Annotated in this window: 25 protein-coding genes; 14 read left to right on the top strand and 11 right to left on the bottom strand. The window is 42.6% G+C overall.

Translation table 11 applies throughout. From position 1 onward, the window contains the following. Positions 1-6 precede the first annotated feature (6 nt). Together F907_RS15860 and F907_RS15865 are read left to right on the top strand one after the other, a co-directional pair. Positions 7-837 (top strand): enoyl-CoA hydratase/isomerase family protein, encoded by an 831-nt coding sequence (locus F907_RS15860; protein ID WP_016651229.1) that lies wholly within the window; start codon positions 7-9, stop codon positions 835-837. 85 nt (positions 838-922) lie between these two features. After that, entirely contained in the window at positions 923-2,881 is a 1,959-nt protein-coding gene (locus F907_RS15865; protein WP_016651228.1) for an acetyl/propionyl/methylcrotonyl-CoA carboxylase subunit alpha, read from the top strand. A 53-nt stretch (positions 2,882-2,934) separates the two neighbouring features. On the opposite strand, the gene F907_RS15870 is transcribed toward F907_RS15865, so the two are convergent. The 9 genes from F907_RS15870 to F907_RS15910 form a co-directional block, all read right to left on the bottom strand. Beyond that, positions 2,935-3,864 carry a lipase secretion chaperone gene (locus F907_RS15870; RefSeq protein ID WP_016651227.1) on the bottom strand — a complete coding sequence of 310 codons (930 nt, stop codon included), beginning with the start codon at positions 3,862-3,864 and terminating at the stop codon, positions 2,935-2,937. A gap of 11 nt (positions 3,865-3,875) precedes the next feature. After that, positions 3,876-5,222: a sphingomyelin phosphodiesterase gene (locus F907_RS15875; RefSeq protein ID WP_005269159.1), complete on the bottom strand. Its 1,347-nt coding sequence runs from the start codon at positions 5,220-5,222 to the stop codon at positions 3,876-3,878. A 358-nt stretch (positions 5,223-5,580) separates the two neighbouring features. Beyond that, positions 5,581-6,000, bottom strand: coding sequence for a roadblock/LC7 domain-containing protein (locus tag F907_RS15880; RefSeq protein ID WP_005269160.1), 420 nt, complete (start codon positions 5,998-6,000; stop codon positions 5,581-5,583). A 22-nt stretch (positions 6,001-6,022) separates the two neighbouring features. After that, complete coding sequence (locus F907_RS15885) at positions 6,023-6,565, bottom strand: GTP-binding protein (protein WP_005244382.1); 543 nt, start codon at positions 6,563-6,565, stop codon at positions 6,023-6,025. An 8-nt stretch (positions 6,566-6,573) separates the two neighbouring features. Next, positions 6,574-7,542 carry a hypothetical protein gene (locus tag F907_RS15890; RefSeq protein ID WP_016651226.1) on the bottom strand — a complete coding sequence of 323 codons (969 nt, stop codon included), beginning with the start codon at positions 7,540-7,542 and terminating at the stop codon, positions 6,574-6,576. Positions 7,543-7,707: 165 nt separating this feature from the next. Further along, on the bottom strand, positions 7,708-8,067 hold the full coding sequence (locus tag F907_RS15895) for a roadblock/LC7 domain-containing protein (protein ID WP_005296886.1): 360 nt from the start codon (positions 8,065-8,067) through the stop codon (positions 7,708-7,710). 386 nt (positions 8,068-8,453) lie between these two features. Next, complete coding sequence (locus F907_RS15900) at positions 8,454-9,116, bottom strand: hypothetical protein (protein ID WP_016651225.1); 663 nt, start codon at positions 9,114-9,116, stop codon at positions 8,454-8,456. Between the two features lie 15 nt (positions 9,117-9,131). Next, positions 9,132-9,557, bottom strand: coding sequence for a ClpXP protease specificity-enhancing factor (locus F907_RS15905; RefSeq protein ID WP_016651224.1), 426 nt, complete (start codon positions 9,555-9,557; stop codon positions 9,132-9,134). A 14-nt stretch (positions 9,558-9,571) separates the two neighbouring features. Further along, positions 9,572-10,231 (bottom strand): glutathione S-transferase N-terminal domain-containing protein, encoded by a 660-nt coding sequence (locus tag F907_RS15910; protein ID WP_005269165.1) that lies wholly within the window; start codon positions 10,229-10,231, stop codon positions 9,572-9,574. Positions 10,232-10,358: 127 nt separating this feature from the next. Here F907_RS15910 and F907_RS15915 point away from each other — a divergent pair, with 127 nt between their 5' ends. Further along, positions 10,359-10,757, top strand: coding sequence for a hypothetical protein (locus F907_RS15915; protein ID WP_016651223.1), 399 nt, complete (start codon positions 10,359-10,361; stop codon positions 10,755-10,757). Positions 10,758-10,820: 63 nt separating this feature from the next. Here F907_RS15915 and rpsI read toward each other — a convergent pair whose 3' ends face one another. Both rpsI and rplM read right to left on the bottom strand, forming a co-directional pair. Further along, the gene (rpsI, locus tag F907_RS15920; protein ID WP_004640839.1) at positions 10,821-11,207 is read right to left on the bottom strand and encodes a 30S ribosomal protein S9; all 387 of its coding nucleotides are present in this window, start codon (positions 11,205-11,207) and stop codon (positions 10,821-10,823) included. Positions 11,208-11,219: 12 nt separating this feature from the next. Next, the gene (gene rplM, locus F907_RS15925) at positions 11,220-11,648 is read right to left on the bottom strand and encodes a 50S ribosomal protein L13 (RefSeq protein WP_004802631.1); all 429 of its coding nucleotides are present in this window, start codon (positions 11,646-11,648) and stop codon (positions 11,220-11,222) included. A 267-nt stretch (positions 11,649-11,915) separates the two neighbouring features. On the opposite strand from rplM, the gene F907_RS15930 reads away from it, so the two are divergent. The 11 genes from F907_RS15930 (at position 11,916) to F907_RS15980 (ending at position 21,096) form a co-directional block, all read left to right on the top strand. Continuing rightward, the gene (locus tag F907_RS15930; RefSeq protein WP_016651222.1) at positions 11,916-12,548 is read left to right on the top strand and encodes a hypothetical protein; all 633 of its coding nucleotides are present in this window, start codon (positions 11,916-11,918) and stop codon (positions 12,546-12,548) included. Between the two features lie 77 nt (positions 12,549-12,625). Next, a complete protein-coding gene (pdxA, locus tag F907_RS15935; protein ID WP_016651221.1) occupies positions 12,626-13,594 on the top strand; it encodes a 4-hydroxythreonine-4-phosphate dehydrogenase PdxA in 969 nt (322 codons plus the stop codon). Positions 13,595-13,625: 31 nt separating this feature from the next. After that, positions 13,626-14,438: a 16S rRNA (adenine(1518)-N(6)/adenine(1519)-N(6))-dimethyltransferase RsmA gene (rsmA, locus tag F907_RS15940; protein WP_005244355.1), complete on the top strand. Its 813-nt coding sequence runs from the start codon at positions 13,626-13,628 to the stop codon at positions 14,436-14,438. Continuing rightward, a complete protein-coding gene (locus tag F907_RS15945; RefSeq protein ID WP_016651220.1) occupies positions 14,438-15,277 on the top strand; it encodes a symmetrical bis(5'-nucleosyl)-tetraphosphatase in 840 nt (279 codons plus the stop codon). The genes rsmA and F907_RS15945 overlap by 1 nt, the downstream gene beginning before the upstream one ends. A gap of 156 nt (positions 15,278-15,433) precedes the next feature. Beyond that, positions 15,434-16,705 (top strand): glycosyltransferase family 4 protein, encoded by a 1,272-nt coding sequence (locus F907_RS15950; RefSeq protein ID WP_016651219.1) that lies wholly within the window; start codon positions 15,434-15,436, stop codon positions 16,703-16,705. Positions 16,706-16,743: 38 nt separating this feature from the next. Beyond that, a complete protein-coding gene (locus tag F907_RS15955; RefSeq protein WP_016651218.1) occupies positions 16,744-17,295 on the top strand; it encodes a phosphatase PAP2 family protein in 552 nt (183 codons plus the stop codon). Positions 17,296-17,390: 95 nt separating this feature from the next. Continuing rightward, on the top strand, positions 17,391-17,591 hold the full coding sequence (iscX, locus tag F907_RS15960) for a Fe-S cluster assembly protein IscX (protein ID WP_005269171.1): 201 nt from the start codon (positions 17,391-17,393) through the stop codon (positions 17,589-17,591). Positions 17,592-17,699: 108 nt separating this feature from the next. Next, a complete protein-coding gene (gene ndk, locus F907_RS15965) occupies positions 17,700-18,131 on the top strand; it encodes a nucleoside-diphosphate kinase (protein ID WP_004775629.1) in 432 nt (143 codons plus the stop codon). A gap of 121 nt (positions 18,132-18,252) precedes the next feature. Beyond that, on the top strand, positions 18,253-19,488 hold the full coding sequence (rlmN, locus tag F907_RS15970) for a dual-specificity RNA methyltransferase RlmN (protein ID WP_016651217.1): 1,236 nt from the start codon (positions 18,253-18,255) through the stop codon (positions 19,486-19,488). 16 nt (positions 19,489-19,504) lie between these two features. Further along, complete coding sequence (pilW, locus tag F907_RS15975) at positions 19,505-20,311, top strand: type IV pilus biogenesis/stability protein PilW (protein WP_005269173.1); 807 nt, start codon at positions 19,505-19,507, stop codon at positions 20,309-20,311. After that, complete coding sequence (locus tag F907_RS15980; protein WP_016651216.1) at positions 20,302-21,096, top strand: helix-turn-helix domain-containing protein; 795 nt, start codon at positions 20,302-20,304, stop codon at positions 21,094-21,096. The genes pilW and F907_RS15980 overlap by 10 nt, the downstream gene beginning before the upstream one ends. The last annotated feature ends 12 nt before the right edge of the window (positions 21,097-21,108 follow it).

The following is a 21,108-nucleotide window of genomic DNA, read 5'->3' as shown; positions in this document are numbered from 1 at the left end:
AGGAGCATGACAGTTGCAACTTCTCTTGCAAGCTTGGCGATAGATGACAGCATTCAGCTAGAACAACAAGGTGGCATTTTAACGCTATGGCTAAATCGTCCTGAGAGCCGTAATGCCATGAGCTTAAATATGGTCACCGCCATTCAGCAGGTGTTTAGCCAGATTGCGGATGATTCATCCATTCGTGCTGTGATTTTACGTGGTCGAGGTGGGCATTTCTGTGCTGGCGGCGATATCAAAGATATGGCGAGCTTACGTGTTGAAGCTGCGAATATAGGCAGTTTGCAACCTTATGTCGATTTTAATCGCCGTTTTGGGGCCTTGATCGAACAGGTTGATCAAGCCCCCCAGACTGTTGTTGCTCTGCTAGAAGGGGCAGTGCTTGGTGGAGGCTTTGGCTTGGCCTGTGTTTCAGATATTGCCATCAGCCGTGAGAGTGCCCAGTTTGGTCTGCCAGAAACAGGCTTGGGCATTTTACCAGCGCAAATTGCGCCTTTTGTGGTGAAGCGCATTGGTTTGACCCAAGCCCGTCGTTTGGCCTTATTGGGTTTACGTTTTGATGGCAAGACGGCTTTGGATTTAGGTGTCGTTCATCAAGTTGCACCAGATGATATTGAATTAGAACAACAGCTTATGGATGCGATTCAGCAGATCAAACGTGCTGCACCTTTGGCCTCACGCGTCACCAAAGCTATATTACATCGGACGCTGAATGAGCCTTTAGCGCAGCTTTTGGATGATGCGGCACAACAGTTTGCTCAAGCAGTCGGTGGTGCAGAAGGTCAAGAAGGAACCATGGCTTTTATTCAAAAACGTAATCCGAGTTGGTTTGACTAAAATCTCCCCTAATCCCTCTTTATTAAAGGAGGGGCTTCCGCTTTAAAAGGCGGATTGAGAGGGATTTAATAATAGAGATTAAACAATGAGTTTTTCAAAAGTATTAGTGGCTAACCGCGGTGAGATTGCAGTTCGTGTGATGCAAACAGCCAAAGCCATGGGCTATCAAACGGTTGCGGTGTATTCAGATGCAGATGCCAATGCCCGTCATGTGCAGCTTGCGGATGAGGCGGTTTATATCGGCGCATCTAAAGTTTCCGAATCCTATTTATCCATTGCCAATATTATTGCAGCCTGCCAAAAGACGGGAGCTGATGCGGTCCATCCCGGTTATGGTTTTTTATCGGAAAATACCGACTTTGCTCAGGCTTGCCTTGATCATGGCATCACCTTTATTGGACCGACGGCTGCTGCGATCGAATTGATGGGCAGTAAACGTCTTTCAAAAATTGCCATGATTCAAGCAGGGGTGCCGTGTGTGCCAGGTTATGAAGGCGATCAGCAAGGCCTTGATTACCTAGCACAACAAGCTGAGAAGATTGGCTATCCTTTAATGGTTAAAGCTTCGGCAGGCGGTGGTGGGCGAGGCATGCGTCTGGTCCAACACGCTGCCGATGTATTGGACGCATTAAAAACAGCACGTTCAGAAGCAGAGAATGCCTTTGGTTCGGGTGAGTTGATTTTAGAAAAAGCGGTGATTGCCCCACGCCATGTTGAAATTCAAGTGTTTGGGGATACACATGGCAATTATGTGTATTTATTTGAACGGGATTGTTCGATCCAACGCCGTCATCAAAAAGTGGTCGAAGAAGCCCCTTGTCCAGTGATGACACCAGAACTACGTCAGAAAATGGGCGAAGCAGCAGTTGCAGCGGCCAAGGCTTGTGATTATGTTGGCGCAGGCACGGTCGAGTTTTTGCTGGATCAATCGGGTGCGTTCTATTTCTTGGAAATGAATACCCGTTTACAGGTCGAACACCCAGTCACTGAAATGGTGACAGGACTGGATTTGGTGGAATGGCAATTGCGTGTTGCCAATGGCGAAACGTTACCGTTGCAGCAACATGAGTTGACACTGAATGGACATGCGATTGAAGTTCGCTTATATGCAGAAGATCCACGTCAGGACTTTTTGCCACAAACGGGAAAAGTGCTGCGTTGGCAGCCTGCGGGGGCTGATGGTAGTTTAGCCAATGTCCGTATTGACCACGGCATGTTAGAACAAGGTGAAATTAGTCCCTTCTATGATCCGATGGTGGCAAAGGTCATTGCCTATGGCAAAACCCGTCAGGATGCGATTCGACTGCTCGCTCGGGCCGTTGATGATTGTATCTTGTTGGGGGTGAATAGTAATAAGCAATTTCTTAGCAACTTATTACGTCATCCCATTATTGTCGCTGGGGAGACCAATACTGCCTTTATTCAGCAGCACTTTCAAGATGATATTAGTCTACATCAACAAACTTTGAACATTGAAACGCTTGCCGTAGCAGCCGCACTGTTTACCCAGCAAAATCAGCAGCAAGTCGCGTGGCAAACGGGTATTGGCATGCCGTTCCCACTGAAACTAAAATACGCCGATCAGCAGATATTGCTGCATGTGCAACATGATCAGCAGCAGGTCAAAGTTGAGTTATGTAACCAACATGCAACGATCAAGGCTGTAAGTATCAGTGATGTGCAGGTTATATATAGTTGTGAAGGCGTTCGCCGTAAGCTTGCGTATGTATTGGATCAAAATCAGCTGTATTTAGATGCAGGCAATGGCAATATTGTGCTTGAGAACGTGACCTATGCGGTACCTGAAGCGGCTGAAGTTATGGGGGATGGTAAAATCCGTGCACCGATGGATGGGGCGATTGTGAATCTGTTGGTGAATGTCGGAGATCAGGTGGTGAAAGGGCAAACCTTATTGGTACTGGAAGCCATGAAGATTCAGCAGCAAATCAAATCTGATGTCGATGGCATCGTACATGAGTTGATTGGCCAAGTCGGACAACAGGTGAAAAAACGACAGCAATTGTTGAATATTGCTGTCGATTAATGGAATGCCATGATTGAACCATCCAGATCTATGAGATCGATGGTTCAATTATTTTATGGAAACATCTTTAAGCGTAGGTTTTCTAAACGACTTTGATATTGCTTTTGCCATTCTTCGTTTGGCACTTGGGTTTTTAACGGCTCCATATCTTGTTGTAACTGCTGCACGGCTTGTTGATATTGATCAACTTGCTGCTGTTGCTGGGTTTCACGGTGCTCGCGCTGTTGAACCTGTTGACGTTCCTGCTCAGTCAAATATTGTTGCTGCAATTTTTGCTTTAAACGTTCAGTTTCAGCTGGGCTATGTTGCCCTTGGCTAATTAAATCAACGGCTTGTTGATAAAGTCCCATTTTATTTTGCTGCTGGCTTGCATCAGGATATTGACGCTGTAGCTTTTCAAATGCTGTTAAGCGTTGTTCAGCACTGAGGTTTTGATTTTGCACCAAGTCATTATAGGCAAAGCGATAATCCGCATAATTGCGCTCTTGCCCAAAACCGAGCATGGCTTCGGCTTGCCCCAAGGTTTGTTCTCTGAGCTTCCACAGCGCATCAAAACGTTGTTTCGGTGATAAAGCGGTGGATAACACCGTGCTTTGCATCTGCTTTTCATATTGTGGCATGCGTTTCAGCAAGTTTTCCACTAAGTGTGCAAACTGTTGATCGGGATAGTTGGCAAGCGCTTTTGCAAGTGCTACATGACAATCGGAAACAGGGCAGTTGGCTTTAAAGTTATTGAGAAACTCGATGATATTCCCAGGTTGCTGCTGTAAGGTTTTGAGTTGCTGCAAAAGTGAATCCTGCAACAGTTCGTCCTTGCTTTTATTGGGCATGCTGGCATTGCTCATCTGTGGAGACGAATCTTGAGATGCTGAGGTGGATTTGGTGTGCTGGATTGCAGCGGAAGAGGCAGTGCTCTTCCAGACTACAATCCCAACCAAGACCACGACAACAATTAGAATTGTCAGCAATAGTCTTTTATTCATACCATATTCCGTTAAGGGTTGTAATTAAACTGCCCCATTACAGGGAAATGATCAGAAAGATCCCAGATCATATATAGTGGATCAGCCGTAGTACGCAGGATGCGCACATCGTTACGTGACTGAACGGGCTGACGGTGGTTATTGGATGCCACGATATAATCCAGATATTCAACGGTTGAACCGCCTGAACCTGCTGCACCAGCTAATTTATTCACACGAGGGTCAAAGGTTGATGCGGTATAACCCGTATTGTTTGCTGCCGCAGTCGCATTCAAGTTGCTCAGCATATTTTGATAGTCTTGTGGCCAGAGTAACTTGTTCACATTAAAATCACCCCCCATCAACACTGCATCGAAAGCTGGAATATTTTGTTGGTCTACCAGTTGACGAATTTGCTTGAACTGCGTCTGGCGCAGTGCACGCGCTGCATCGGTATCAAAAGAAGCGGTATGTGTTGACGTGACATGATAAGCCTTGCCATTTTTAATGATTTCAGCATACAACACGCCTTTATCGGCAAAGCAATCGGTTCCTGTACAGTCTGGATAAATAAATTGGGCCGTTTTGACGATTGGATAACGACTTACGATTACCAAACCGCTATCAAATAGGTTATAGCCCGAGCCGACAGGAATATGTGTCTGATATGGATATTGTTGTGACAGTTGATTCAACATACCTGTACGCGAGGAAGCGAACGCTTCTTGCATCATAATTACATCATAGCCATTCAAGTGGTTGGGTAATTCGGCCAAACGTTCACTGATTTTACTCGCCACCATCGGCAAGGCATAAATATTATAGGTCAGGACTTTTAACTCATTGGCGCTGGCTGAAACAGGCTCCTGAACCGTGTTCTGGTGAATCGTGTAGTGGAAATCATCATAACCACCCGTGTATTCAGCTTTTACTGCTGCCTGAGCGGATAAGCCGCCATAGGTTGTATTGATGCGGTGTACATCACGATCTGAATACCACGGGGAAGTTGTGTTTGCTGTTTGAATGCCGTGTTGAATATTGCTACCCGACCATGTTCCAGTCATGGTTTGTTTGAAGGTCACTTGTGAGTTGGCACTGGTCACTACGGTATCAAAGTTATAGGTTTTACCTGATTTGATCCCTGTATAACGATTCATACGCAATACACGTTTGGTTTCATAGGGTGCAATCTGTGTCGCTTCCTGTGCCCATTCATTGCCTTGCTGCAATTGTGCCCCAGTTTGGTTGACTTGTACGGATACTGTTTGTGGTGTGGTATTGGTTACAAATACATAGGAATCTGCCAAACATTGTTGGGTGGCAAAACCGCTGAGTAATAGTGCAGTTCCTGCGCCGAGTTTTAAGCTCTTCAGCCTCATCTTTTCTCTCCATAGTGCTTAATAATAGTTGAACAAACACAATCCCGTTTTATTGAAATTATTCACTTATGAAAATTTTGTGATTGTTATTTGTTCGAAAATTATAATAATGAAAAAGTATTTCTAAATCATTTAAATTTCTAACCATTCATCTGATCTTTTTAAAAACAATATTTTATTGCGAATTATTGAATGATATTGGATTTTTTAAACAGATTGGGATCGTTATTTAGTGAAATGTAGTAAAAGAAATGGTTCAAAAATGAAAATAGAAAAGTAATGTATTCAGTATAAAGATGATTAATGACGAAAATCTGACAAGTGTTGCACTGTGTCAGATTTTGATTGTGTCTGGAAATTAGGCTTGGTCAGCGTCGACGATTGCTGTACTGGCTTGCTTCAAGCTATAGAGCAGTTGCCCGAGTAAAACGTCTTTATTGCTTAAGGTTACCATCACCATTGGGTGATGGGGGGCCGGAATTGAGGTTAAAATAGCCTTGCCATTCTCGGCATCCAGAGTAATGCTTTGACATCCAGTCAGCTGAATTTCATTGAGAAAAGCGGTAACCATGGCCAAGATTGAACTACTGACCGCAGCCAGTTTGGTACTGTTATAGGGGTTTTTCTTATAAATTGCAGCGAGCTCAAAGCCATCTGTTGAGCAGAGCATAATATAATCGACCCCTCGAATATTCATGAGCACATCATTGGCCTGAGCTTTTGCAAACTGGATCAGCTCTTTGGGAGCAGTACGTTGCTGACTGGGAATACTGAACATAATTCTTCTCTTTATAAAGTGATTAATTTGTTGCTTTTAAATTAACTTCTAGTGCTGCGATAAGAGATTCAATCATCAGCAAAATATGTTCTTGCTTGCGTGCATCGATAAAAAATAAAGGATAGTGGTAGTCATTCTGGATTAACCAGTCCCGGTAAATCGTTGTTGGTTGTCCTTTATTTTCATCGACATGGGTGATACCAATCGAAATATTTTGCGTATAGTCTTTAAAGGTATCGAGATAGCTTTCAAGTTCTTCAATGGGCACTTTACTGTTGTGATCGACGAGTAAAATCACCCCCAAAGCCCCTTGGCAAATCACTGGCCAGATAAAGTCAAAACGTGATTGCCCTGGGGTACCATACAACCCGATTTTTACGCCGTCATCTAAAGTAATTTCCCCATAATCAATACCAACCGTAGTTTGCATCTTATTATGGGCCTGACTGTCTGTATTCAATGCTTCGGTCGCAAGCACTGGAATTTCTGAAAGCGATTTGATCGCTTCGGTTTTTCCAGCGCCCATGCTTCCTGCAAAGACGATTTTATATTGTTGGAGAATCATAGAATTCCTTAAAGCCCAAAGCGGCGTCTGATTTTGCCGAAAAATTTATTTAAAAAACCTTGTTGTTCAGAAGCTTGTTCAGCGACTTCTGTTTTTAAGTAATGACTTTCTGATGCTGAAATAATGCCGCCATTGTTGGAGATCATACAGGCAGCGATAAATTGTTGAACCGTTTGAATAGGAAGTTTTAATTGTGTGGCGACTTGATAAAGTTGGGCTCCTTGTATAAAGCAGGCTGAGAGCAATAGGGTGGTTTTACGGTCTTGGCTTTGCGCAGGCTGTGGCCAATATTCAATTTTATAATAGTCATTTTCATTCGGCGCCAACCGCTGGAATTCAAGAGAATGCCAAAACAGATTCCAGAGCCAATCTTGCAGGTTATACTCAACTTTTCGAGAGACTTTGGTAAAGTTGGATGTCGTCGCAAATTCGTACTTAAAACTATGGTTGGTTTGAGTCTGGATGCGTGTTGGCTCTAGCCAAGCAATCTGGCTACGCGTATCAATAATCGCCAAGGTACCATGATCATCAAATAGATGGAGTCGGGCATTCTCTGGATTTAACATATCATTTAAATACTTTTCATTAATGGCATTATGTGTGGAAACAGTCGCTGTTTTAGGTTGTTGTGATTGTTGATGAGATAGATAACTCAGTAAGCGCAGCTGAATCCAGTTTTTTAATGCATCTGTATGCTGGAAAGGTAAGTAAAGCGTATTGTGTTCTTCAATATGATGTGAGCCTTCTCCTTTTGAAACCTTTAAGCAGGGAAGTTTTTTTTGTTCTAAAATACGTTGAATACCTTCGGTATCAAAAAAATTTTCATTTATTAATAATAAGTCGATATTGGGATCGGCTATGTTGATCCAATTAATGCCAAATTCATTCGGTATTGTTTTTCTAAGTTCTATTTTTAATTCATCTGAAACTTTTAAACTTATACCTGAAATTGCGATATTAATGCAATGTCCATTCATAGTATCACTTTAATGTTTTATAAAATATTGGACTGCACAAAATTAGTCTTAATACTAAAGACTAATAATAGACCACTTGTATTATTTCTATTTTCTTATTATGTAATAAGCTAAATAAAAATATATACAAGAGATCTAGTATATTAAATATATTGAACTTGCAAATTAAGCAAAGTCGAGTTCTTTCTCAAAAGTTTTAAGTTCGTGACGAGCCATAGCTAGGTTAGATTTAGTGCGATCTAATACGAGATAAAGGAACAGGTTGCCATTGCTTTCTAATGGACGGATTAAATGGTATGCCTTACCAAGAGTGATTAAGATATCTTCGATATCATCATTAAGTTTCAGTGAGTTAGCTACACGGCGTTTTGCTCGAATAACTTCGGTATTACCCGCAGCTGCCAGTTCTAAGTCGATTGAGCCCCCACCTTGAGTCGCTAGCGCCAAACCACTTTCTGTATCGACTAATGCTGCTGCAACGAACCCATCAATATTTGTTAAGCTTTCTAATGAAATTTTAGCCATGATCTTATCTCTACTAATACATCTTTTTTTATGAATTTATATATAGGCCACTTTTGCTTTTTTGATTGGTTTTCAAAAGTAGTTAATCTCATTATAGGAAACTCTTTTATTAAATCAATCATACTTTAAAACAATTGAAATCACAGGAGTGCTAGTAATTGACAATTTTTGTCAAATAAACAAATTAAAATATTGATTGAGGATTATAATTGGTTTTTATTGTGATTTTATTCACATTAATATTAGGGTTTAATATTATTTTTTCATTGTAAATAAATGTAAATTATGTGCTTAAATTAATTAAAATAATATTTTATTTAAAATTAAATTTATAATAAGTCCATGATAAAGAAAGTAATTAAAAAATCTTTATCATGGGTGGTAAATTAAGCTGAAATTAATTGGCAATATGAACAATACAAGAAAACCAGAATGACCAATGCGATCACAGGTGAAACAATGTAAGCCCATGTCGGAATGGCAGGCATTTCTATTTCAGCTGTTGATTCATGATCTGTCGTTGTTGGCTGAGCTTGATGCACCATCTGATTAAATTCCTGCATGGTTGCTTCAAGAGAGACTTCTTCCTGTACGACCGGTTTTGAGCCGAGCAACTCTGTGAGTTGGTTGGTTGACCATACCCAGTCTTCAGCTTGTCCTGATAAATGTTCAATTTGACCCAGTAACAGTTCGGTTAATCCTGTTTGCCCAAAGCTACCAGTTGCATCGAGCTGTTTTAATTCAGCTAATTGTAGCGTGAGGACATCAGAAATACTGCTTTCAAGTTCAGTTGCTTTAAGCGTTGATTGGTTATGGGCTGAGGTGGTCAGATGGCGAGACACTTCTTGAATATAAAGCGGATCGGCAGTTTGAACTTCCTGATAGAGTTTCTGCGGATTTTGCTTCCACAGACTGATCAGCTGTCCCAATGCTAATACGTTCACTTCGTCAATATAGGCATGTTTTTCTTTAGGAGAATATTGACTAAAAAGTTGCGGTTTTTGAATTTTAATTTGTTCAGCAAAATACTGAACTAAGTCAAATGCCATCGTGTCTATCCTCGCTTAATCTAGAATTCTTAGTGAAGGTTTCTTTTTGGTTGGTTCAGTTTCTTGCTTGGCTTCTTCGGCTGGCGCTACAGCTGTTTCTGTAAGTGCTTCATATTCTGAAGGATCAAAAAATAAACCTTGACCATTTTCTCTGGCATATATGCCGAGTACCGCACGAATCGGGACATAAATTTCTTTTGCGACACCACCAAAACGAGCAGAAAAGGTAATCGCTTCATTGCTCATATGGAGTTGATGGATGGCGTGTGGTGCAAGGTTTAAGACAATCTGACCATCTTTTACAAATTGCAAAGGCACATCGGTGTGTGGTTGGGTTGCATCAACTAATAAATAGGGCGTCAGTTGGTTATCGCAAATCCATTCATAAATGGCGCGAGCAAGATAGGGACGTGTCGGCGTAAAAGTTATTTGCTCAGACATAATTGAAAAACTTATTAAATCGTAGAAATCAATTCATTGTAGCTGTTTTTTTCTTGAGCTGTCATTGATTTAATGAACGATGGTCGGCTAAAGATACGATGACAATACAAGAATATAGGCCGACAGTGCTGTGCTGGCAATTCAACCCCCATACTTTTCAGCCGAAGGAAGATCGGGGCCAGCATACAATCGAGAATTGAAAATGTTTCTGACATGAAAAATGGGAAATGCTGAAATAGCGGAGTCAGTGAAATTAAGGTATCTCTCAGCTCTTTCTGTGCTTTTTGCTGTTGTTTTTGATCTAATGTATCTGCATGTCTAAGCATGTGATCCGCCAACTTGAACCAATCTTGCTCAAAACGCCAGATATATTGTCGTTGCTCTGCACGAGCCATGGGCGCATCGGCATAGAGCTTGTTTTGACGATAGCGATCATCTAGATATTCGGCAATTACATTGGCCGAGAACAGCTTCAGATTTTGTTCGATCAACATGGGAAGTTGATTATAGGGATTGAGATCCGCTAAATCCTCATCTTCGTGGTCTGTGATAATGAGTTGATATTTGATTTGTTTTTCAGCGAGTAAAAAACGAATCCAGTGTGAACGGAAATCATCTGCATGACTATAAAGCGTAATGCCTTGGACAGGGCTTGGGGGATTTTCTAGAGACATAAGTCCAAAAAATTATGGTTGACTGTTTAGAATACTAAAATTAACGTTGGAAATCACTTAAAGCTGAATAATATGATTGTTACAGAATAGATTTATGATTCAATAAGTTCAAAGAGAGAAGAAGGGAATGAAACGATATTACTTGGCCGCACTTTGTGCTGGGTTATTACTGGGTGGCTGTGCAAGCTCGCAGACAGTCTCCAAGCAGACGCATCGTGCTACATCAGCGGAGAGTAGAGCTGCTACGGATGTTGCGATTGCTGCGGCAGCTGATCAGGATGACTCACAATATGGTGGTATAAAAAAACAGTATGTGGTTAAAGCTTGTAAAGTGACGATTTATAACGATGGGCCAATCCAGATGGTCAATGAAAAAACGGGTCAGCCGTGTAATGCGCCAATTCCTAAAGATCATCAATTTTCGAAAAGTACCAGAACCTATCAAGAAAATGGCTGTACGATCACGGAATTTGCTGCTGCCGATGGTTCGGGGGATGCAATGATGGATTGTTCTCAAAAGAAATAATTAAGACTAGGCAATAAAAAACCTCGGATAAATCCGAGGTTTTTTGTCCAATTCGTAAAACGATTAACGTTTAGAGAATTGAGGACGTTTACGTGCTTTACGTAAACCAAGTTTCTTACGTTCAACTTCACGAGCATCACGAGTAACGAAACCAGCTTGACGAAGAGCAGGTTTTAAAGTTTCGTCAGCAGCGATCAATGCACGAGTAATACCGTGACGGATAGCGCCTGCTTGACCACCAATACCACCACCTTTAACAGTGATGTAAAGGTCAAATTTTTCAGTAACTTCTAAAAGCTCTAAAGGCTGACGCACAACCATACGAGCAGTTTCACGACCGAAATATTGCTCAAGTGTACGGTTGTTAATTACGAGTTTACCTGTACCAGCTGATAAGAAAACACGTGCAGTTGCGGTCTTACGGCGACCTGTACCATAATTAGTAGCCATGTGCTGTATCCCTTAGATGTCCAAAACTTGTGGCTGTTGAGCAGTATGAGGATGCTCAGTACCAGCGTACACTTTCATTTTTTTGATCATTGCATAACCAAGAGGACCTTTTGGCAACATACCTTTAACAGCTTTTTCTAAAACTGCTTCAGGTTTGTGAGCAATTAACTTCTCGAAGTTAGTCTCACGGATACCACCAGGGAAACCAGTATGGCGATAATATTTCTTATCAAGCGCTTTTTTACCAGTCACTTGAACGTGTTCAGCATTGATCACAACGATGTAGTCGCCAGTGTCAACGTGAGGAGTATAAGAAGTTTTGTGCTTACCGCGTAAACGACGAGCGATTTCAGTCGCAAGGCGACCTAAAGTTTTGCCAGAAGCATCAACAACATACCAGTCGTGTTGAACTTCAGCTGGCTTAGCGCTGAGAGTTTTCATTTAAACCACTACCTATTATAGTTGGTTTGGACGGTGAAATCTGTCCAAACAAAAGGAGACCGAATTCTACATGAGTTTATAAAAGCGCACAAGGAAAATTCGCCTGAGACGCCAGAATTTGCTGCAATGTGACCGAATTGGGAACTAACACGCGCGGAATTGAAGAGAACATTTTGGGTGTTGTGAGAGGACTGGATTTACCCTATGATTTTTATACCAAACACTTGAAATAAATAGAAGTATTTACCTCTTCTCTTGGGGAATTTGATGCAGTTGTCGTTTTCTACAAAAATTGTTGTAGTCACATTATTGATCGGCGTTTGTTCAGCACAAACCAATGCGCGACGACTATATAAATGGGTGGATCAGACCAGTGTGACCAACTACTCCGAGTTTCAGCCCAAAGAGGGAACCAGTCGTAAACTGGAAGTGCTGGAAAGTCGGGGGAACGATCATATTGATCCGGCAATGGCCGTGACGGCCGAAATGAAAGCGATTGAAATTCCAGTTGATCAAATAAATCTGCAAGGACAAAGCGCTGCTGCAACCGCCCAAACGGTCCCACAACCAACAACACAAACAGTGGTTAAGCAAGGCTCAATCGCAGCACCGTATACGCGTCCTGTAAGCACTGTGGTAGCGACAGCGGCGGTGGAGAAAAAAGAGGTGGCACAGCCAACTGCGATTGCCGAAAAGAAAGAGCTTGTGAGCAATCCTTTGCTTGATAAAGCTGCGAGTTCGGTGGTAGCTAACGAGAAAAAGGAAGATGTCGCCAGCATACCGCCAGAGAAGAAAGTACAGCCTAAAATTAATCCATGGACGCGGAAGGTTGAGTTTGTGCCCTCCAATTTAGTGCCACAAAATCTACCCAAAGCGACCATAAATCCTGAAGTGAAATAATTTATAAAAATGCAGGGCTGTAGCTGCTTTTAGATTTTGGTTACACTAAGCCTTAAATCAAAACATGGGCGCTATCGATGCTTCCTTTATATGTCACTTCAGGCGAACCTGCGGGCATTGGCCCAGATATCTGTCTTAGTCTGGCTGAGCGTGTTGATGAGCGACCATTGGTTATTCTGGCCGATTTGCAGATGTTGCAACAACGTGCCAATCAGTTAGGGATTGATGTTGAACTGATTACATATCAAGGGCAGGCACAATCCAGCCGAAAAGGGCAACTGTTTGTTGAACATGTCGCTTTAACCAAGCCTGTTGTTTTAGGGCAACTAGATTCAGCCAATGCCGCTTATGTATTGGAGCAGCTACGTCGCTCAGCTGATTATGCCATGTCAGGCCAGAGTGTAGGGGTGGCTACTGCACCCGTACAAAAGTCAATTATCAATGATGCAGGCATCGCTTTTAGTGGACATACCGAGTATTACCAAGAGTTTGCAGGTGTGGATCGTGTGGTGATGATGTTGGCGACCAAAACATTGCGTGTCGCCTTGGCAACGACCCATTTACCGTTACGGGATGTACCTGATGCGATTACCAAAGCGCGTCTGCATCAAGTGATTGATATTCTGATTCACGACTTAAAAACCAAATTTAAAATCGCTCAGCCACGTATTTTAGTCTGTGGTTTAAATCCTCATGCAGGTGAGGATGGCTATTTAGGCCATGAAGAAATTGAAGTGATCAATCCTGTATTGGAAACGTATCGTACACAGGGGCTGCATATCAGTCTCAGCCTACCTGCGGATACCTTATTTACCCCAGAAAATCTAAAAGATGCGGATGCTGTTTTAGCGATGTATCACGATCAAGGTCTACCTGTGCTAAAATCACAAGGCTTTGGTGAAGCAGTAAACATTACATTAGGCTTGCCATTTATTCGAACCTCGGTCGATCATGGTACAGCACTTTCTCTTGCAGGCACTGGACAGGCAAAAGCATCAAGCTTGCATGTTGCAGTGGATTTAGCACTTGATTTAGCCCGTCAGTGATGGGCAAGAAATTATTCACGTTGGAATTATTATGTATCAAATTAATGCCCTAAACCCTAAAGATGAAGGGCATCAGGCTCGAAAACGTTTTGGTCAAAACTTTTTACATGATCAACGTGTGATTGCCAAAATTGTACGCTCAGTAAATCCTCGTGCGGGCGAAAACATTGTTGAAATCGGCCCGGGTTTGGCGGCCTTGACCTCACCGTTAATTGGTGAGTGTGATGCGTTGACTGTGGTTGAGCTAGACCGTGATTTGGCAGCGGGCTTACCAGGACGCGTGCCACATCCTGAACGTTTAACCATTGTTGAAGCAGATGCTTTGAAGTACGACTTTACCCAACTATTTCAGGAGGGTCGTCCACTGCGTGTGGTTGGGAATTTGCCTTATAACATTTCAACACCCTTGCTGTTCCATCTCTTGGAGTTTGGCGACAAAGTGAAAGACATGCATTTCATGTTGCAAAAAGAGGTGGTGGATCGTATTACGGCAACGCCAAATACCAAAGAGTATGGCCGTTTATCGGTGATGATCCAGTATTACTGTAAGCCAACCTTCTTGTTTGAAGTGCCACCAGGCTCATTTAATCCACCACCAAAAGTAACATCGGCGGTTTTCCGTTTAGAACCCTATGATGTTAAACCAATTGTGGCAAAGAATGAAAAAGCATTGGCGCGTTTAGTGGGTCATGTGTTTACCCAGCGTCGCAAGACTTTGCGCAATAGCTTAAAAGGGATGTTGGTGGAGGATGGCTTTGAAAAAGCAGGTGTTGATCCAATGGCGCGTCCAGAAACCTTAAGTTTGGCAGATTTCGTTGCGCTCTCTGATCAGATGGTGGCTTGATGTCTAAACGCTATAACTACGTCATTGGTGATGTTCAAGGCTGTTTCGAAGCATTGAAAGCGTTGCTGAAAGAAATCCGTTTTGATCCAGACCAAGACTTTTTATGGTTTGCTGGTGACTTGGTTGCACGTGGCGAGAACTCGGTTGGTACATTACGCTTTATTAAAAAGCTGGCTGATCGTGGCGCCGCAGCGACGGTGTTGGGTAACCATGATTTAACTCTGATTGCCTGTGCTCGTGGTTTTAAAAAGGCCAAAGACAAGGATCACACCCAAGAGGTGATTGATGCCATTGATGGGGATGAACTGATTGACTGGTTGCGCAAGCAGCCGTTGAGTCTATCTCCGAATGCACACACCTTAATTACCCATGCGGGTGTGCCATGTATCTGGAGTGCAGAGCAAACGGTTGCGCTGGCGAAAGAAGTGCAACAGGTTGTTGCGCATGAAGACTTGTCAGTATTGGATGGTTTTCTTGCAGAGATGTATGGCTCGCAGCCTGATCTATGGTCAGATGAACTTACAGGCATGCCGCGTTTACGTTGCATTACCAATTATCTGACCCGAATGCGTTTAACCGATGTAACAGGGCGTTTAGAGTTTGATTTTAAAGATGCCTTAGATGCACCGATGCCAGCAGGTTTTCAACCATGGTTTGAGTTTGAAAGTCAGGCAGCACAAAGCCATCAATTGATTTTCGGACATTGGGCGGCTTTACAGGGCAAGACCATTAGCGCTCAAATTCAAAATGTCGATGGGGGCTGTGTTTGGGGACAGCAATTAATGGCATTCCGTTTGGAAGATCAGCAGCTTTTTGCAGTAGATAATCCTTTGGCTTGATGCAGCATCAACTTCTTTTGAATGCCCACTTTCAGCTTGAAATTGGGCATTTTTTATTTTAAGGCTGTCAAAAAACTGTCATAGACTGATCATTAAAGTGTCAAAAAATATTTTTATGCTGAAAACATGAAAATAACGACACAAATGGATGGCGATATGCAGAGTACATACGCTACATCTCTATTCAAGCAAGAGTTTCCTGAAAATTTTAAATTCTACTTTAAAAGGAAACAACTCAAAAATAAACAAGATGAATTGTCTGAACTGCGTGATTTGGTTCGTCCTCGTCTCCGCATTGCCATTGTGACTGAAACTTGGCCACCAGAAATTAATGGTGTGGCTCTGTCGATGATGCAATTGTGCCAAGGCCTACAAAAGCTTGGACATAAAATTTTATTGGTACGCCCGATACAAAAAGAAGTGTGTACCGAATTTCATCCAGAGCAGGAATGTCTGGTCATGTCTCAGCCGATTCCTAAATATCCAAGTATTCAGTTTGGCTGGCCACAATATCTCAAAGTTTCAAAAGCTTTTGAAAAGTTTGCGCCAGATGTGGTGCATATTGTAACTGAAGGCCCGTTAGGGTTAACCGCATTACAAGCCGCTAAGTCGAGAAAAATCGCAGTCTCTAGTGGCTTCCATTCAGCCTTTCATGATTTTAGTCGCTTCTTTGATCTGGCTTTTTTAGTCAAACCAATCCAGCGCTATTTAACTTGGTTTCATAACAGCACCGATGTGACCTGTGTGCCAAGTCAATATACCGAACAAGCCTTGCGCGGTTTTGGTGTGACTTGTCCTTTGGTGGTGGTGGGTCGCGGTGTCGATACCGTAAAATTTTCACCTCAGCATCGCTCACAGCAACTTCGCCAACAGTGGGGTGCTGATGCAGAAACGCGAGTCATGCTCTCTGTAGGGCGGTTATCCCCAGAAAAAGAAGTCGATGTGCTGATCAAAAGCTTCCACACCTTGCAGGCCCGACAAGGCAGAAATATCAAATTTGTGATTGTTGGCGATGGCCCAGATCGTGTACGTCTTGGAAAAATGGCGCAATCTGATGATGTGATCTTTATGGGCAGTTTAAGTGGGCAAGCGCTTTCGGCAGCCTACGCCAGTGCCGATGTATTTGCCTTTGCCAGCCAAGCCGATACCTTTGGTAATGTGGTTTTAGAGGCGATTGCCAGTGGCTTGGCTGTAGTAGCTTATGACTATGTCTGCGCCCATCAGCATGTCAAACATGATGTCACAGGATGGTTGAGTCCACTTGGACATACAACAGATTTAATGCAGTCAATTTGTGATTTACCCGCGCTGCCGCAATTAAGAGCAATGGGTTTACTCGCAAGTGAAAGTGTCCAGCAGAGCAGTTGGCAGTTTCCAGTACAACAATTAGAACAAGCATTGTATCAAGTCGTGAGGAGTCTCCCATGACCACGACTTAAAGTATTCTCAAAAAGAGGAGAAAGAGTATGAATCTTCAAAATGCAAAAATAAAAATACTAGATTTGGATTTAAAAGGGTGTCTCTATCTGAATCATCTCTCTCAATCACAACGTGTCGCCTTATTTTTTAAAACGATTAGTCGTTTGGGCGATGGGCCATTTTGGTATGCCATGTTGTTGTCAGTATGGGCAATGCAAGGCTGGGCGTACGGTCTGCAGCTATTATATCTGGTTGGAGCGGGTTCTATCGGTACCCTGATTTATAAATTTCTGAAAAATAAAACCACCCGCCCAAGACCGTATCAGGTGCATCAGGTCATTGTCTTGGGAGAGCGTCCGCTAGACCACTTTAGTTTTCCCTCAGGCCATACTTTACATGCCGTGATGGTCACCATTACTTTGGGGTATATCCAACCCTTGTTATTGATTTTAATGCTGCCATTTACCATCTTGGTTGCATTGTCCCGCATGATATTAGGTCTGCACTATCCTAGTGATGTGATTGTGGGAGCCATGATTGGTGCATCGGTTGCCAGTGCGATCATTTTACTCGCACCGAGCTTTCATATGGCGTTATAAGTCTTTTAACAAGAATTTAGTAACAGAACACTATCTCTTAAATCAGGTGTTTTGTTAAAGTACGCTCAACGATACAGATTGATTTAGGTTGTTATATGGGCTTACGTTGGACGGATACGATTGATATTGCGATTGAACTCACCGAAGCACATCCAGAAGTAGATCCTCAATGGATTCGTTTTACTGATCTACATGCATGGGTGTGTGCCTTGCCTGATTTTAGTGATGATCCGAATAAATCGACGGAAGGTTTGCTTGAAGCCATTCAAATGGCATGGTTAGATGAAGTTCGTTAAAAATTCGTCAGAAATCGCGGAACTTTTGCATATTCAAGCTGATTATTGGCGATGACATCGGTATAATGCGGCAAATTTTTTTAGTTTAGACCATAATAGGAGTCAATCATGGCGATTGAACGCACTTTATCTATCGTAAAACCAGATGCAGTTTCTAAAAACCACATCGGCGACATCTTTGCTCGTTTCGAAAAATCAGGTTTGAAAATTGTTGCAACTAAAATGAAACACCTTTCTCAAGCAGATGCTGAAGGTTTCTATGCAGAGCACAAAGAACGCGGTTTCTTTGCTGACCTCGTTGCATTCATGACTTCTGGCCCAGTGGTTGTTTCAGTTCTTGAAGGCGAAAACGCAGTTCTTGCTCACCGTGACATCTTAGGTGCGACGAATCCTAAAGAAGCGGCTCCAGGTACAATTCGTGCAGACTTCGCTGTAAGCATCGACGAAAATGCTGCTCACGGTTCTGACTCAGTTGCTTCTGCTGAGCGTGAAATCGCTTACTTCTTTGCTGATAACGAGATTTGCCCACGCACTCGTTAATCCAAAGTATTCAAGCCAGATAAGTGGTATACTACTTATCTGGTTTTTTATTTCTTATAGATTGGGTTGTGCAAATAATGCACAGCATTTTCTAGCGCTGATATCGTTTAGGTAAATATACATGAGTTCTGCAGTGGTCGTTTCATCGGAAAATTTGGATGAAAAACAACAGTCTGTTTCTACACCTGTCGTTCATGCTGCCGAGCAAAAAGTAAATTTACTTGGCATGTCTCGAACTGAATTAGAAAAGTTCTTTGAAGATTTGGGCGAAAAAAAGTTTCGTGCCGGTCAGGTGATGAAGTGGATTCATCAATTTTTTGTGACTGATTTTGCCGAGATGAGTAATATCTCAGGAAAATTACGCGAAAAATTAGAAAAGATTTGTGAAATTAAAGCGCCAGAAGTGGTGCATCGTAACTACTCTAAAGATGGAACGCGTAAGTGGGTGTTCCGCGTAGGAGATGGCGAAGGTTCTCTGGTCGAAACCGTCCTGATTCCAGCTGATGACAAGACAGGGGCACGTAAGACCTTATGTATCTCATCGCAAGTGGGTTGTGCACTGGATTGTTCATTTTGTTCAACAGGGAAACAAGGTTTCCAGCGTGACCTGACACCAGCAGAAATCATTGGTCAGTTGTGGATGGCAAACTATTCCTATATGGAAGATGTGCCTGTGGCCGAACGCGAGCGTACCGTGACCAATGTGGTAATGATGGGGATGGGCGAACCGTTACTCAACTATGATGCTGTACTCAGTTCAATGCAATTGATGCTGGACGATTTTGCTTATGGCATGTCAAAACGCCGTGTGACGCTATCGACCTCAGGTGTTGTACCAAAAATTGATCAGCTGGCGCAGGACATTGATGTTGCTTTGGCGATTTCATTACATGCACCAAATGACGAACTTCGTAATGAACTTGTGCCAATCAATAAAAAATATCCATTACAACAATTAATCGCTGCTTGCCAACGCTATTTAGCTAAAGATGGCAATGAAAGTGCACGTCGTCATGTCACTATTGAATATGTAATGCTGGAAGGGGTCAATGACCAACCTGAGCATGCCCAACAACTTTTAAAATTGTTGAAAAACTTACCAAGTAAAATCAACCTGATTCCATTTAATCCATTCCCGCATGCCCCGTATGGTCGTTCAAGCCGTAACCGTATCATTGCCTTCCAAAAAACTTTGTCGGATGCCGGATTTGTGTGTACGATTCGTCAGACACGTGGTGATGATATTGATGCCGCATGTGGACAATTAGTAGGACAGGTTGCAGATCGTACTCGTCGTGCTGAACAATGGAAAAAGAAAGTGGCGCAACGACAAGAAATTTTGCGCACACAAGGATAATACTTGGGGAAAGGCGTTGAATACCACTCGAACAAAAACCATTACTGTGACGGCTGTTGTGTTTACTTTGTTTGGCTTAACAGCTTGTCAATCGCCGTCTACAGGATTAAAAAAAGATCCAGAAAAAGCAGTACAAGTTCGAACACAACTGGCCGCAGAATATATTCGTAGCCGTGATCTAGACGCTGCCAAACGTTCGCTTGATCAAGCGTTAAAAGCGGACTCTCGTGATGCCAATGCCAATATGATGATGGGCATCTTGCTGCAACAAGAAGGCAGTGCAAGCAATATGGAAAAAGCAGAGGCTTATTTTAAGCGTGCAATTTCCTCGGAACCTGATAATGCTCAAGCGCGTAATAATTACGGTACATATTTGTATCAGCAGCAACGCTATAATGAGGCGATTGAGCAATTTACCCGTGCGGGTGCAACGCTAGGCTATGATCAACGATTTCAGTCGTTGGAAAACCTGGGACGAATCTATTTAAAATTGGGCGATGTTGCGAATGCTGAAAAATCATTCAAACAAGCGCTACAAGCGAATCGAAACGCAACCATTTCAATGTTAGAGTTGGCGGAAATTTTCTATTTGCAACAAAATAATAGAGATGCGTCACAACTATACGAACAATATGTTCGTAATGTAGGGCAGAACAACCAAGGGGCTCGTGCGCTTTGGATTGGTCTACGCATTGCTCGAGCGAATGCGGATCAATTAGGAATGCAGGTACTGGTTAATCAACTACGTGCACTATTTCCTGATAGTCCAGAATATCAACGTTATTTGCAATTACAGTACAGTACTGAGGCCGTATGGAAATAAATCCAAATTCACATCAGCCAACTGGCTCAACCTCGCCAGCGTCAACGTTAGGAAATATTCAACGACCTGGTGAGTATTTGCGTCAAATTCGTATTGCACAAAAGAAAGAAATTGAAGAGATTGCAAACGTATTGAATATGCCTGTCAAAACCTTGACAGCATTAGAGCAAGATGATTATAAATCCTTGCCGGAAGCGACGTTCATTAAAGGTTATTACCGTGCGTATGCAAAGCATTTAAATGCAGATGCCAGTGCGATCATTCAACGTTTTGATGAAATTTATGTGAATGATACTGGACTTAAAGCCAGCCATGCCCTGAATAACTCTCCGATTAAAATCATGGGGAAATTATCAGGTTCGAAAAGTGTGCGTAATCGTATCTGGTTAAAACGTATTGCAATCGTGGTGGCTGTTGCGGTGTTGGCGTGGTTAGCCGTAATGGCGGTTCAGAACTGGACATCAAGTCATAAAGATGATGAAGATGTGCCCAAGATCAAAAATTCGGATGTCCAGATTTTGCCAATGGGAAATAGCACCGCAGCAACATCTGGTGACCAATTGGTTCTGGACTTTAATCGACCAACCTCTGTGCATATCGTAGATGCAACAGGTAAAGTATTGGCAACAGGCCGTCAAGCATCAACATTGACTTTAAGTGGTGAATCACCATTTCAAATTCGTTTAGATGATGCGACCGCCGTAGCATTGACTTTAAATCAAGAGAAAATTTCCTTGTCTCCATATACGGTCAATGGAAAAGCAGAATTCCGTTTGTCTCGTTAATGCCAGAGAGTA

The organism is Acinetobacter colistiniresistens, from assembly GCF_000413935.1.
Classification (GTDB): domain Bacteria; phylum Pseudomonadota; class Gammaproteobacteria; order Pseudomonadales; family Moraxellaceae; genus Acinetobacter; species Acinetobacter colistiniresistens.
The sequence above is the reverse complement of the archived record's forward strand: the minus strand, read 5'-3'. Positions and strand labels throughout refer to the sequence as shown.

Excerpts from the sequence above, each read along its gene's own strand:
- F907_RS15860 (WP_016651229.1), top strand. The coding sequence starts at position 7 with ATGACAGTTGCAACTTCTCTTGCAAGCTTGGCGATAGATGACAGCATT.
- F907_RS15865 (WP_016651228.1), top strand. The coding sequence starts at position 923 with ATGAGTTTTTCAAAAGTATTAGTGGCTAACCGCGGTGAGATTGCAGTT.
- F907_RS15870 (WP_016651227.1), bottom strand. The coding sequence starts at position 3,864 with ATGAATAAAAGACTATTGCTGACAATTCTAATTGTTGTCGTGGTCTTG.
- F907_RS15875 (WP_005269159.1), bottom strand. The coding sequence starts at position 5,222 with ATGAGGCTGAAGAGCTTAAAACTCGGCGCAGGAACTGCACTATTACTC.
- F907_RS15880 (WP_005269160.1), bottom strand. The coding sequence starts at position 6,000 with ATGTTCAGTATTCCCAGTCAGCAACGTACTGCTCCCAAAGAGCTGATC.
- F907_RS15885 (WP_005244382.1), bottom strand. The coding sequence starts at position 6,565 with ATGATTCTCCAACAATATAAAATCGTCTTTGCAGGAAGCATGGGCGCT.
- F907_RS15890 (WP_016651226.1), bottom strand. The coding sequence starts at position 7,542 with ATGAATGGACATTGCATTAATATCGCAATTTCAGGTATAAGTTTAAAA.
- F907_RS15895 (WP_005296886.1), bottom strand. The coding sequence starts at position 8,067 with ATGGCTAAAATTTCATTAGAAAGCTTAACAAATATTGATGGGTTCGTT.
- F907_RS15900 (WP_016651225.1), bottom strand. The coding sequence starts at position 9,116 with ATGGCATTTGACTTAGTTCAGTATTTTGCTGAACAAATTAAAATTCAA.
- F907_RS15905 (WP_016651224.1), bottom strand. The coding sequence starts at position 9,557 with ATGTCTGAGCAAATAACTTTTACGCCGACACGTCCCTATCTTGCTCGC.
- F907_RS15910 (WP_005269165.1), bottom strand. The coding sequence starts at position 10,231 with ATGTCTCTAGAAAATCCCCCAAGCCCTGTCCAAGGCATTACGCTTTAT.
- F907_RS15915 (WP_016651223.1), top strand. The coding sequence starts at position 10,359 with ATGAAACGATATTACTTGGCCGCACTTTGTGCTGGGTTATTACTGGGT.
- rpsI (WP_004640839.1), bottom strand. The coding sequence starts at position 11,207 with ATGGCTACTAATTATGGTACAGGTCGCCGTAAGACCGCAACTGCACGT.
- rplM (WP_004802631.1), bottom strand. The coding sequence starts at position 11,648 with ATGAAAACTCTCAGCGCTAAGCCAGCTGAAGTTCAACACGACTGGTAT.
- F907_RS15930 (WP_016651222.1), top strand. The coding sequence starts at position 11,916 with ATGCAGTTGTCGTTTTCTACAAAAATTGTTGTAGTCACATTATTGATC.
- pdxA (WP_016651221.1), top strand. The coding sequence starts at position 12,626 with ATGCTTCCTTTATATGTCACTTCAGGCGAACCTGCGGGCATTGGCCCA.
- rsmA (WP_005244355.1), top strand. The coding sequence starts at position 13,626 with ATGTATCAAATTAATGCCCTAAACCCTAAAGATGAAGGGCATCAGGCT.
- F907_RS15945 (WP_016651220.1), top strand. The coding sequence starts at position 14,438 with ATGTCTAAACGCTATAACTACGTCATTGGTGATGTTCAAGGCTGTTTC.
- F907_RS15950 (WP_016651219.1), top strand. The coding sequence starts at position 15,434 with ATGCAGAGTACATACGCTACATCTCTATTCAAGCAAGAGTTTCCTGAA.
- F907_RS15955 (WP_016651218.1), top strand. The coding sequence starts at position 16,744 with ATGAATCTTCAAAATGCAAAAATAAAAATACTAGATTTGGATTTAAAA.
- iscX (WP_005269171.1), top strand. The coding sequence starts at position 17,391 with ATGGGCTTACGTTGGACGGATACGATTGATATTGCGATTGAACTCACC.
- ndk (WP_004775629.1), top strand. The coding sequence starts at position 17,700 with ATGGCGATTGAACGCACTTTATCTATCGTAAAACCAGATGCAGTTTCT.
- rlmN (WP_016651217.1), top strand. The coding sequence starts at position 18,253 with ATGAGTTCTGCAGTGGTCGTTTCATCGGAAAATTTGGATGAAAAACAA.
- F907_RS15980 (WP_016651216.1), top strand. The coding sequence starts at position 20,302 with ATGGAAATAAATCCAAATTCACATCAGCCAACTGGCTCAACCTCGCCA.